The sequence below is a fragment of the Microcoleus sp. T2B6 genome, from assembly GCF_036700475.1.
Lineage (GTDB): Bacteria > Cyanobacteriota > Cyanobacteriia > Cyanobacteriales > Microcoleaceae > Microcoleus.
Window position 1 is genome coordinate 15271 of sequence record NZ_JAUBOZ010000099.1, and the last position, 13680, is coordinate 28950.

6 protein-coding genes are annotated in these 13680 nt (G+C 47.7%); all 6 read right to left on the bottom strand.

The features are described 5' to 3' along the window. Positions 1-125: 125 nt before the first annotated feature. Complete coding sequence (gene cruF / locus QUA00_RS29435; protein WP_333200951.1) at positions 126-1067, bottom strand: gamma-carotene 1'-hydroxylase CruF; 942 nt, start codon at positions 1065-1067, stop codon at positions 126-128. Positions 1068-1153: 86 nt separating this feature from the next. Then, positions 1154-1300, bottom strand: a complete 147-nt coding sequence (locus QUA00_RS29440) for a hypothetical protein (protein ID WP_333412057.1) — start codon at positions 1298-1300, stop codon at positions 1154-1156. Between the two features lie 6 nt (positions 1301-1306). After that, positions 1307-3922, bottom strand: coding sequence for a CHAT domain-containing protein (locus QUA00_RS29445; protein ID WP_333412058.1), 2616 nt, complete (start codon positions 3920-3922; stop codon positions 1307-1309). Positions 3923-4041: 119 nt separating this feature from the next. Beyond that, entirely contained in the window at positions 4042-6957 is a 2916-nt protein-coding gene (locus QUA00_RS29450; RefSeq protein WP_333412059.1) for an S-layer family protein, read from the bottom strand. 65 nt (positions 6958-7022) lie between these two features. Next, positions 7023-9914, bottom strand: coding sequence for an S-layer family protein (locus tag QUA00_RS29455; RefSeq protein WP_333412060.1), 2892 nt, complete (start codon positions 9912-9914; stop codon positions 7023-7025). Positions 9915-9979: 65 nt separating this feature from the next. Continuing rightward, entirely contained in the window at positions 9980-13120 is a 3141-nt protein-coding gene (locus QUA00_RS29460; RefSeq protein WP_333412061.1) for an S-layer family protein, read from the bottom strand. Positions 13121-13680 lie beyond the last annotated feature (560 nt).

Here is a 13680-nt window from a genome sequence, read left to right on the forward strand (position 1 = left end):
ACAGGAATTGGGAATGAAAAAATCGCCATTGAAAAACCCGGTTTCTACAAGAAACCGGGTTTTTAAACTAGCTCAAAATTTAGTGTAAATTTTTGCTAAATCAGCCGGGGTTGCTCACTAGCAACTCACTTACGCAAAACCCCCACGGGCTCAGGTGGAATTTGGGCCGTGAGAACAGATGTCTCCAAAGACGGCATTGTTTCTGTTACGTCACCTGTTGCGGGTTTAGCGATCCAGCTTAACGCGATCGCCGGAACTACACCCAGAAGCACCGCTAGCGATGTTGGGAACCAGAACCGAGAATCCAAGGAAACTACAGTGATAATTGCTCCGAAAGCAAAGTTTACCAAATAAACAATTAAGGGCAAACCCAATTCCGATCGCTCTAATTTAATCGGTGTTTTTCTCCACAAGAAAGCTGCGGAGGACATAAATAGCGCCCCCGTACCCATCCAGCCAGCCAAATTGCGGTAAGGCATCCCAAAGAAAGCGCCAAGTTCCTCAAACTCCCAAAAAGGCACAGAAGTTTGACTCATCGCCGGATCTAGTACAAAATCCCAAGCTGTTAGCAGCAAAGCACCAAGGGCGATCGCCCCTATTTGGCGCACCCAATTGAGTTCACCTTTACCGCCAGCTACTCCAGCGCGAGCAATTACATAGGAAACCAGTCCCAGATAAAACCACGAGAGGGGAATTGTAAACGGAACCAGCCCTGCAATTTTGTAGCCCAAACCGCTCAAATAATGGTAGTGCCCGAAGGGAAAACCCGTACTCGTTCCCAACAACTCGCTACTCAAGGACAAAAACACAGAAGGCACTAAAAAAGCCAGAGTTGCACCCCAACCCAATGTCCGCAAGGCATACAGAGCAACTGCTGCTGCACCAAAGATGATATAAACTACTCCACCCCCAGCCATCCCCCACTGGAATAGCGTTTGCCCTGCTGGTGGCAAACTCATCACCAATTCGGGACGGGGTAAAATCAGCAGCAACCCTGCCAATCCAAAAGCCATTGACAAGACGTGGGCAATCAGGCAAAAGCGCTCAGCAATCAAAAGTTGCTTCATGGGACTCCTCGAAAAAATATTAGATGCAGAAAGCACTCTTAACAGTTTACAAACTTTAACAAAAAACAAACTGCAAATGACAGTTGTCAGTTGTCAGTTGACTGTTGACTGTTGTCTGTTGACTGTTGACTGTTGACTGTTGTCAGTTGACTGCCAGCCCCATGCCCAATGCCCGATGCCCCATGCCCCATGCCCGATGCCCGATGCCCCATGCCCAATTCCCGATGCCCCATCTTAAATCATTGCCAATTGCCCACCAGCACGAAAGGTGCCCAGAAATACGGATTCTGATACTGTGGGTTTTGCAACAGCGTTAATTGAGCGTTGCGGAGGGCTTCAGCTTTGCTGGTTTTAGAAGAAGCCAGTTGCTTGTAAAACTCAGCCATAAAGATAGCTGTAGATTCGTCGTTGACTTGCCAAAGGGTGGCGGCGGTGCTGCGGGCACCCGATCGAATTGCCGCCCCCGCCAAACCCAAAGCCGCGCGGTTATCGCCCGAAGCAGTTTCGCAAGCACTCAAAACCAAAAGTTCGATCGCCTGTTGTTTCTCCCCAGTGCGGGCTCGCAGCAGTCGATCGAACTCCTTAACATTCACTTTCTGATCCCAAGTCACAATAAAAGTATCCGCTGCATTCGAGCTAAACTGACCGTGAGTTGCCAAATGGACGATCGGGTAAGATACCGCTTTAATTCGATCCTGCAATCGCCCGCTGACAAAATCTTCATTCAGCAGCGAACTCGCCGGCATCTCGGCTGCAATTTGCTGAACTTCCTCCTTCACCCCCGGCAAAGCCGAGAAGCCTTGACGCGCTTCCGAGAGGCCAGCGGTGAGCACTTTTAACTTGACTTTGCTCAGCGGTTTCGGTGCCAGCAATTGCAATCCCGGCGCCAAAGCAATATTGTATTTTTCTACCAAAAACTTTTCACCGTCGTGCAGCACAGCCATCGGCAGATTCCGCAAATAACCGTCGAGCACAAATACCAGGGTTTTAATCCCGGCGGCGGTCAAATCCGCCTCTGCGGGGCGGATTAACCAGTCATAAACCTGTTCAACGGGTTGCCTCCTGTCGCGGGGGAAAGCAGCAGGCCTGATGGTATTTTTGGCTTGTCTGAAGGCAGTTTCCAACTCGGCTTGAGACTTCTTCGTAGCGTAGCGGCGCAGGGGTTTGCCGGGAATTGACAAAATTACCTCCAAACGATCGCTCAAAATAATCGGATAAATCACCGCCGCAGTCGGATCAATTTCCTCGATCGACTTTGGTTTAGCATCAGCACAAGCATCCCGGAAAAAGTTGTCCAATTCTGCCAACTGCAAAGATTCCACCGTTTGGCGCGCTAGTTTCAATTTAGTTTGACTGGGAGATTCCTCTTGCAAAAGCAGCCCGACTAATTCCCGATAAACCGGTTCGGCACTTTCCCGAAACGAAAATTGCACTTCGGGATTGACTGTTACCAAATCGCCCCGCAAAGAAGACAGTACATTCACAGCTTGAGTATATTGAGCGATCGCCCCTTCTGTATTTCCCTGAGCTTTCCGAATCCGTCCCAGTTGCCAAAACAATTGATAAGCAATATCGGGAGATTGAAACGCCGGTGCTAAACTCAAAGCCTCAGTTGTGAGATTTTCCGCTTTCTGATACTGCTGTTGGATTTCTGATAGTTTGCCTTTGGCTGCCAGAATATAAGCTTGTATGCGTTTATCGCCCAAACTGTTTGCTCGTTCGACAGAGCGATCGAGCATTGTGTTAATATCGCTTAAACTCAAAGTTTTCGCAGGCGACTGAGCTAATTTCATCAAGCTTTGAGCTAGATTAATTTGAGCGTAAAGTCCGGCGCGGTTCGACCCAAATTGAGCGGTTTGAGGTTCGAGAGAACGCCACAAAGCCTCTGCTTCAGACCAATCTTCGCGATCGACCAAAAGACTCAATTGGTTTAACTTTGCTTGAATTTGTAGGAGAGATCGATCCGGCATCGCCTGGATCGATCGACCATAATACTCTAGGGCCAAGCGTTCCCAATCCGCCCGCTGTTCTGGTGTCAAACCCGGTTTATTGCTTTTAGCCCGTACCGTATTGCCCAGATTGAGATAAATTCCAGCCTCCTCTGATCGGCTACCTAATTTTTGGGCTGCTTCGAGGCCCGCCGAAAGCACATCCTGCGATCGTTCCAGTTGTCCCAAAACCCGCAGTACCCGCCCTAAAGCATGAGTTGCCCGGACTTGTTCGAGAGAAACTGGCTGATTTTTCAAAGTTTCCACACCCGCTGCCGAAACTTCGCAAGTTTGGTTTTCCAACTTGAAAGAAGCTAACAGCATTTTGCAAGCCCTGGGATAAAGTCCGAGAGTTTCCCAAGCCCGACTTTGATTAATTTGAACTTGAAAAAGTTGGTTTTTTCTATCAATTTGGTCGAGAATTTTAGCGCTTACCTCCAAGTTATCGATCGCATCTTGAGTCTGCCCCCGTTCAAGTTGCAACTGTGCTTGAATGTTGAGAGTTTCAGCCAAAATCCGCTGCTGTTCGGGAGTGTTGGCTTGTGTTCGCACAGCCGACAAACTCGAATTTACAGCTTTTTCTGCTTCTTCCCAAAGCCCCAACTGCCCGTAGGTTGCAGCTAAATTACTCAAAGCCGTGGCGCGATCGAGATTTTCGCCTTTTGCCTCAAAGGCCGCCGCCGCTTGCTGCAACAAAGGTACAGCTTCCGAAAAACGTTCCTCTTGGTACAGAGTTCGAGCTTGTCGAACAAGCTGCACCGTTTGTGGTGGATTAACCTGAGCAATTCCAGGAGGAATCGCAATTGCTAGCAGACAGGAAATCACAAATAACAGAATTACTTGCCGGAGCGATCGGGTAAACTTCATAGTTAGAAAATAAAATTACAACCGCAGACACACCTACTAATTAACCCAAATACATCTTATTCTTTATCTGCATTAATCCGCGTTAATCCGCCTACATCTGCGGTAAAAAAAACCTAATTTCAACGCGGCACACAATTAGAATTCTGCCGAGGATTGCGAGAGTCAGCAGCATTCCCCGGATTATATGCAACAAGCATAACTTCTCCTTTCGCATTCACCACCCAACCTTGCGCCGGAACAACTTCCCGATCGGGGATTTCCCCTTCTTCCTTCTTCGCTCGATCGGTTACATCGGTTAAACCCTCTACATTCGTTGCCGAACTTCCAGCCTCTTCTACCCAAGGAAAGGGCGCTGGAGCGGTGCTGAGGGCATCATTAGGACTGGGTGGTACTCCTCCTTTCCCAGTAGCAGTAAATGCGCTCCCTGTCTCTTGCGTGCAGGGATTTGCCGCAATTAAAGCAGCCGGATCGACCACATTTTGCGGCAGTTCCACTAAACCTTGAGCGGGATTCACTCCCGAAGAACTAAATGTAACACTACCTTGCAAAGCCGGGCCACTACTTTGGGAAATCGCCGCAATATCGCTGGTAGGAATTAGAGAAGTCGGACTGACTTGCACCGCTGCAAATTGAGCATCAGTCAGTCCTAAACTACTCCTAGCTTGTTCGCGGTTAAGGCTTGTAAAGCCAAAAATATTTGGTACATTGACCGTAACTTGTCCGCCCCTAGCCGATCGCGCATTAGCTGTAATATCACTATTCTCTCGCGGTAAAGCTACCAAAATATCGCTATTAATTCTGATATTACCGCCCTCAGAAATACCTGCATCCGTGGTGATTCTACTGCCGCGCCGCAACTGAATGTTTGGGGATTGAAGGTTAATATTTGCCCCTGTACCAGAGACAGTCGTGCCATCAATTAGGCTTTTATTATCCAGAGAAATTGAGTTAGCTACAACATTAATATTACCAGCACTACCTGTTCCTGAAGATTGAACATTAACAACTGCACTATCCCGAAGAATCAATTTATCGGCATTCAAATTCAATGAGCCTGCATTTCCGGTAGCAGTGGAATTTACAGCATTAAACGCCCTACCAGACGAGGCTTCAATTCCACTCCTCAACCCACTGTTACTCCCAATACCTTGCACTTGTAAGCGATCGGCATTAATTGTAATATCTCCTGCATCCGCTATACCCAAAGAAGCTGCAGAAATAACGCCGCCATTCTGCACAGTTAGTTTAGGTGTTGAGATGCGGATATCTCCACCTCTACCAGAACTTGCAGTTTGAGTAACAAAAGAACTTGCTACATAGCCCGCATTCTCCAAAAATCTTGACTCGCCGCTCACTTCTATAGACTCGGAGGCTCTCACACTTAAATTTCCTCCCGTCCCCCCACTTGTAGAAAACACAACTTCCCCAAAAATAGCACCAGTCGTTAAACTAATTGTGGCTCCATTAGAAACACTCAGCCGCTTAGTGTCGATGCTAATATCCCCACCTTTTCCATTCGCATCAAAAGTATTCGTGCCGAGCCTAGTTTGCCCTAAACCTACAGGAAGACTACCCGATAATTCCACAGATTCACTCGCTTTAATCGCGATATTCCCCGATGCTCCATCACTAAGGCTGAAGCTGGCAAACGCACCGCCATCCCGCAGTATTAACCGTTGGGCTTCAACAGAGATGTTTCCGCCTTGACCAGTGCTTTCGTTCGTTGTTCCGTTATAGAGCGTTGAACTGACGAGTTCGACGGTGTTGGCGCGGATAGCCAGATTTCCACCATTCCCAGCACCAAAGGTGGGGGCACCGCCCACTACCCCATTGCTCATCAACAGCCGTCCGGCTTCAATGTTAATATCTCCGGCGGCTCCACTGCCAATAGCGCTAGTAAACAGAACGATTTGCGAAATAAATGGGTTGCCTGTTCCAGATGTCTGAAAATTTTCTGTAAGCTGCTGATAGCCCTCAATTCCCAACCCGATCATTTCTACTGAGTCAGTAGCGCGGATGTTGATATCGCTTCCTCTCCCCTCTCCCAGTGTGGAGGCGAAAATTTGCGATCCCCCCTCTACTCGTAAGTTTTGGGAATTGATGTCAATGCCTCTACCATCAATACTTCCGAGTGTCATTCCATAAATTCCTGAACCATTAAGATTAATATTTCCCCCTCGAATATCGACTTTACCACCTCCTAATCCGGTGGTATTTATAAATGCACCGTTGATTTCAATATTGCCGAAGTTCTGAATATTGCCATAGTTTAAATTCAGACCTAAAGCTGTTGGTTTAAATTGCACTAAACCTGGACTTTTGACGCTACCAAGTAATATTTGTCCGGTATAAGCTGTTAAATTTCCGCCTTGCAGTTGAATGTCTCCGCCAATTAAGGCTAAAGTTTGACCGGGGTCTACTGCTAAACCGAGTTTTTTAAAGGCAGGAATTTCTATGGGGAGTGGCGGTAAGGCTGATGTAGGAGCCAGTGTTTGGGAAGAGTTAACAATTGTGCCGGGATTTTCTCTAAATCTTAAACCCACAGGAATATTAACCGCTAATAAGGGCACTGAATTAGAATTAGCTGCACTAAATTCAAAGCCATTATCAAAGAGAATTCCGCTACCAGTTGAACCGATAAATGAGCCGCGCAAATCTAACCGAGCATTGGGGCCAAAGACAATCCCTTTTGGGTTAATTAAAAACAAGTTACTGTTTCCCAAAACTCCCAGAGTTCCTAAAATATTAGAAGGGTTGCCACCAGTAACGCGGGTGAAGATGTTGGCAATTCCGTTAGGATTGGCAAAATATGCGCCTCGTCCTTCACCAACGTTAAATTGTTGGAAACTATGAAATAAATTGGCTCCGCGAGTTGCACCGCCAGTGATTCTATCTGAGGGTAAGTTGTTGATAGTATCGGGAACAGTCCGTGAACTTTCCGCGCCCAGGGAATTATCGGGGATGATTTGGGCGATCGCCGGGAAAGGAAACAGCAGTAAGAATGCAAAAAATAGGGCGGAAGATTGGCAGCGCATCTTTGAAGTCTGGTTAATTTGGTATTAGGAAAATAGCGACGGGCTAGCTAAAACCTGAAGATTACCTATTGAGGTACGCAAACACCCGTCGGTTTCGGACTGCGAAGAGATGCACCATTACTTGAATTATACGCTACCAGCGTTACTTTTCCTTGCTCATCTATTACCCAACCTTGAGCGGGAATAATTTCTGTTGGCCGCATTTCTATGGAAGCTCTTTGGCTTTCTACTTGCTGAGTTCCACCTACCGCTGGCTCCACCCACGGCAACGGCGATACAGGGCTGCTGAGGACATCATTAGGACTGGCCGGCACTCCTCCTTTCCCAGTAGCGGTAAATGCGCTCTCGGCCCCTTGCGTGCAGGGATTTGCAGCAATTAACGCAGCCGGATCGACAACATTTTGCGGCAGTTCCACTAAACCTTGAGCAGGATTCACTCCAGAAGAACTAAATGTAACACTACCTTGCAAAGCCGGGCCGCTACTTTGGGAAATCGCCGCAATATCGCTGGTAGGAATTAAAGATGTAGGACTTACTTGCAACGCTGCAAATTGAGCATCTGTTAATCCCAAATTACCTCGCACCTGTTCGCGAGTGACTGAGGTAAACCCGAAAACATTGGGGACATTAATATTAACGCGACCACCTTGGGCCGATCGCGCATTGGCTGTGATGTCGCTGTTTTCTTGCGGGAGCGCGACCAGAATATCGCTTTTAATGTTAATATTGCCACCATCAGAAATACTGGCATCAGTTGTAATTCTGCTGGCTCGGCGCAACTGGATATCTCGTGCTTCAAGGTTAATATTTGCTCCGGGGCCGGATGCCGTTCTACCGTCAATGCTGCTTTGGTTGTCAAGAAAAATTGAGTCTGCTTTGACGTTAATGTTACCAGCCCGTCCCGATCCCAAAGCTTGCAGATTGAGTGTTCCTTCATTGCGAAGAATCAATTGCCCGACATTTAGATTCAACGAACCTCCGTTAGCCGTAGCATTGGGATCTATAATGTCAGATGCAATCCCAACGGAAGTCTGAATTTGACTGTTAAATTCACCTTGACCCCCATTCCCAATAACTTCTACACGACCCGCATCAATTGTGATACTTCCTGCATCTCCTTGGCCTAAAGATGCAGTGCTAATAACTCCTCCATCCCGGAGAGTCAGTACAGGTGTAGAAATGTTGATACTCCCTCCCCGATTAGCAGTATTGGCATCAGCGCAGATGAAACTGGGATTCCGACTCCCGTTCGCCAAAACTCCAGAAAAACCCTCGACTGTTACTGACTCAGTGGCCCTAACTGTCAAATTACCTCCGGGCCCCCCAGTTGTATTCAACGGTTGGTTGCCCACAACTGCTCCGCTAGATAAACTAATTCCGCCTCCTTCAGAGATAATCAACCGCTTCGTGTCGATATTAATGTCCCCGGCTTGCCCATTCACACCGCTCGCAGTTGACCCAATTAAACTGGCTACGGGACTTCCAGTGGGAGTCCGCAGCACTTCTACTGATTCATTCGCTTTAATGTTGATATTTCCCGCTCCTGCTTCACCGCGGGTGATGCTGATCAGAGCAGCACCATCGCTCAGTGTTAAACGTTCTCCCTCAAAGGTGATATTTCCTCCCGTACCCGTACTCCCCAAAAGTGGGCCACTGTGGATTGCAGAAGCGACCATATCTAAAACCCCGGCACGGGTGGTAATATTTCCGGCGTTGCCAGCACCTAACGTGGTGGTAGTCAATGCGCTTCCATTGTCAATCAACAGTTTTCCCGTATCAATCGTGAGGTTTCCGGCGGCTCCCATGCTATTAGTGCCAGTTATCACCAGAAGTTGTGGGTCAAAAGGGTCGAAAGAGCCAGATACCGTATAGTTACCACCAAACACTCTATAGTTATCTAATCCAATTCCGAGCATTTCTACTGAATCGGTAGCGCGGATATTGATAGCGCCTCCGGCACCACTTCCTGCTGTCAGCGTGGAGATTTGCGTTCCACCTTGGGCCCGAAAATTTTGAGCGTTAATATCGATCGCCCTGCCATCGATATTTCCTAAAGTCAGTGCATAAATTCGCCCATTGTTGAGCCTGACATTTCCACCTTGAATATCGACTTTGCCACCACCTATTCCACTGGTGTTGATTAGTGAGCCGTTGGTTATTTCAATATTACCAAAGTTGGAAATCTTGTCATAGTTTAAACTTAATCCCAATGGCGTTGCCCCCAATCCCACCATCCCCGGACTAGCGACGCTACCCAGCAGAATTTGTCCGGTTGATGCAGTGAGTGTTCCCTGATTTAATTCAATATCTCCTCCAACTAGGGCAAGAGTTTGTCCGGGCTCAACTCCTAAGCCCCTGTTATTGAAAATCTGCGGGATTCCAGCGGGTAATTGTGGTAAAGTCAAGGCTGGTGCTGCTGAAGAGTTAATGATTTTTCCCGGAGTTTCTCGGAAGTTTAAACCGATAGGTATATTGACATTTAACAGCGGTACTGATTGCGGATTGCTGCTGCTGAATTGGTAGCCATTATCGAAAACTACGCTATCAGCAGAACTTGCTAAAAATGAACCGCGCAAATCTAACCGCGCATTGGGGCCGAAGACAATTCCTTTGGGGTTAATTAAGAATAAATTGCCGTTTCCCAAAACTCCCAGAGTTCCTAAAATATTAGAAGGGTTGCCACCACTAACGCGGGTAAAAATATTGGCAATTCCGCTGGGATTGGCAAAATAGGCTCCCCGCCCTTCACGGATGTTAAATTCACGCAAGCTGTGAAAGAGGTTAACGCCGCGAGTTGCACCGCCTTCTATTCTGTCGGATGGTAAGTTATTAATCGTGTCGGGAACTGTCCGCGAACTTTCTGCACCCAAGCTATTATCGGGGATGATTTGGGCGATCGCGGGGAAAGGACACAGTAGTAAAAATGCAAAAAATAGGGCGGAAGATTGGCAGCGCATCTTTTAAGTCTGGTTAATTTAATATTATAAAAATAGCGAGGGATTAGCTAAAACGTGAAGAGTACCTATTGAGGTACGCACACACCCGTCGGTTTCGGACTGCGAATAGAGGTACCACCACCAGAATTATAGGCTACCAGCCTTACTTGTCCTCGATCGTCCATTACCCAACCTTGAGCAGGAATAATTTCTGTTGGCCGAACTTCTATGGATGTTCTTTCGCCTTCTACTTGCTGACTTCCACCTACCGCTGGTTCCACCCACGGCAACGGTTCTTCTGCGCTGCTGAGAACTTCATTAGGACTCGGTGGCAATCCCCCCCGCCCAGTCACAGTAAACTCGTTCTCGGCCCCTTCGATGCAGGGATTTGCAGCAATTAACGCAGCCGGATTGACCACATTTTGCGGCAGTTCCACTAAACCTTGAACGGGATTCACTCCAACAGCACTAAATGTTACCGCCCCTTGCAAAGCCGCGCCGCCACTTTGGGAAATCGCGGCGATGTCGCTGCTAGGAATTAGAGAAGTAGGACTTACTTGCAACGCTGCAAATTCGCCGTCACTGAGCCCCAACCTGCTTCTGACTTGTTCGCGACTCGCTGCTGTAAAACCGAAGACATTGGGGACATTGATATTCACGCGGCCGCCACCTGCTGTGCGGGCGTTGGCTGTGATGTCGCTGTTTTCTTGCGGGAGGGCGACAAGAATGTCGCTGTTGATGTTGATATTGCCGCCGTCAGAAGTGCCTGCATCGGTGGTAATTCGGCTGTTGTGGCGCAATTGGATGTCTCGCGCTTGCAGGTTAATATTTGCTCCTGTACCCGATACAGTCGTACCGTCAATCATCGCTTTGTTATCAAGAGCGATCGAATTTGCGACAATATTGATATTACCAGCGCGTCCGGTTCCCGTAGCCTGCACGGTGACTGTAGATCCATCTCTGACAATTAGTCGATCGGCATTCAGATTCAACGAACCCGCATTTGCCGTAGCATTGGGATTAGTACCGAATGTCTTGCCCACCGAAGCATCAATTGTACTGACAAACAGACCATTATTTCCGCTGCCACTGACTGAAATGCGATCGGCATTAACAGTAATATTCCCCACATCTCCAGATCCCAAAGAACTCGTAGAAACTATCCCTCCATCCCGCACGGTTAGGCTTGGCGTATCAATACGAATATCCCCACCCCGACTCGAACTCAAAGTTCCAGAAGTCAGCGCGCTAGCATTCTGAATTCCGCTGGTCAAAAGTTGAGAAATACCAGAAATTTCTACTGATTCACTAGCCCTAACTGTTAAATTTCCCGCCGGCCCCCCCTCCTGAGAAAACAAAAACCTGCCAACTAAAACACCCGTTCCTAAAGTAAAAGCAGAACCTCCAGAAAGAGTCAACCGCTTCGTATCAACGTTAATATTCCCCGCCCTTCCGTTAGAACCGATACTCAGCGTGCTGATTCCAGTTGACACAACAGTTTTCGGGCCGGTGTTAGACAATTCTACCGATTCAGCAGCTTTAATGTTGATATTCCCCGACGGGCCGCTGCTGTAACTTGTAGTACCCAGAAGAGAACCGTCGCGCATAATTAATCGATTGACATCAACACTAATACTTCCTCCCGCACCGGTACTTTCTTTCGCTGTCCCGTTGTTAATTCCCGAACCCACCATCTCAAAAGTATTGGCGCGAATGATTAAGTTTCCGCCATTTCCACCGCCAAAAGTTATCCCGCTACCTACTACCCCATTTTTGAGCAGCAGGCGGTTGGTGTCGATCGTAATATCGCCCCCCGAACCAGCGCCAGCACTAGCATTCAACAGCACAAATAGCGGGTCAAACGGGTCTGTAGTTCCCGATACCAGATACTTAATTGCAACCTGTTGATAGCCCTCAACTCCCAGCCCGCTCATTTCTACTGAATCAGCAGCCCGGAAGTTAATATGGCCTCCTGCACCATCTCCGAGAGTCAGGGTAGAAAATTGGGTGCCGTTTTCCACCCGCAACTTTTGAGCGCTGATATCGATACCTCTACCATCAATATTTCCCAGTGTCAGCGCATAAATTCGCGCACCGCTGAGGGCGACATTTCCACCTTTTAACTCTACTCTGCCACCACCGGTACCGCTGGTGTTGATGAGTGTTCCATCGGCTATTTGAATATTGCCAAAGTGCTGAATATTGTCATAATTAACAGTTAAATTACCCTGCTGAACAACAGCAGGGGTTAGTGCAAAATTAACTAAACCGGGACTGGCGACGCTACCGAGTAAAATTTGTCCGCCGCTGGCCGTTAAATTGCCGCCTTGCAATTCGATGTCGCCGCCAATCAGTGCTAAAGTTTGACCGGGATCTACTGCTAAACCCACTCGATCGCTAATTGGGATTGGCACAGCAGAGACTGGCAGGTTTACCTTTCCTACAGCCGTCGATTGATTGACAATTGCACCGGGATTGTCTCTAAATCTTAAACCAACGGGAATATTAACGGTTAACAGCGCAGATGTTTGCGGGTTTTGGCTGCTGAATTCAAAGCCGTTATTAAACACAATACTGTCAGCCGTGGAACCGATAAAGGAACCGCGCAAATCTAACCGCGCATTCGGCCCGAATATAATTCCTTTTGGATTAATTAAAAATAAGTTACCGTTGCCTAAAACTCCCAGAGTTCCTAAAATATTTGAGGAGTTTGGGCCTGTAACGCGGGTGAAAATGTTGGTAATTCCGCTGGGATTGTCAAAATAAGCTCCCCGCCCTTCACGGATGTTAAATTCGCGCAAGCTGTGAAAGAGGTTAACGCCGCGAATTGCGCCACCAGTGATTCTATCTGAGGGTAAGTTGTTGATTGTATCGGGAACTGTGCGCGAACTTTCCGGGCCCAAAGTGCCGTCTGGGGTGATTTGGGCGATCGCACTTCCGGGAAAAAGGCACAAATAACAACTCAAAAGTAAAAGGTAAGTCCATCCTGAAATATAGCGGTTTTCAGTTGAGGGAAGTAGAGATATCTGGTAGGAACACGGCCCGGCTAAGGCGTGAATGCTTAAGACAAAAATCCCTAATAAATGTTGCTTGTAGTCGAGTCTATTTTCCCCTAATTCATGGGGAATTAGGGGCAGGGCGGTTTCATTCTTGGTAGGGGCCGTGCCCCCGTGCCGGCCCTTTTGGGCTGAAACCCCCATTCGATGGTTGGTGGCGGGGGTAGGCACGGGGGCACTACCCCTACAAAAACCTCGTTTTTGGTGAGAATGAAACAGCCCTGGAATTAGGGGGGCGTTAAGAAGATTTATTGTCTCCCCCTTATTAAAGGATCGACACTTATATAAAAACAAGAGATACGGTAGGTTGGGTCTTAAATTTTCACGTCTTGGCACAGTCTTGTCGCTACTGTATTTCAGATAGTTGAAAACTGCTGTATAGTATTTGTCTCGGTATTTTAGTCCGTTAAATTTGGGTAATTGCCAGAAGTAGAGATATGGGAAAACCATAATTAACCTTTTGTTAGCTGACCACAGCGAGAAATTTTAAAGAATTGGCTATTTTCTGGTCATCGGCATTGGTGACAACTTAAGCCTCTAGCCCAAGCGTATTGTTTTCTGAACGGGCTCTCCGGCCCGTTCCACAAGAAAAAATCTACTCTTTGTGGAACAGGCATCTTGCCTGTTCTTGAGAATGGTGCAATATCTCAGTTGTAACTGACATCTTGCAGCAATATCAATAAGAGGATTTTTCGTGGGGTCGGGCGGGTTTATAGAACCTATTTGCAAGC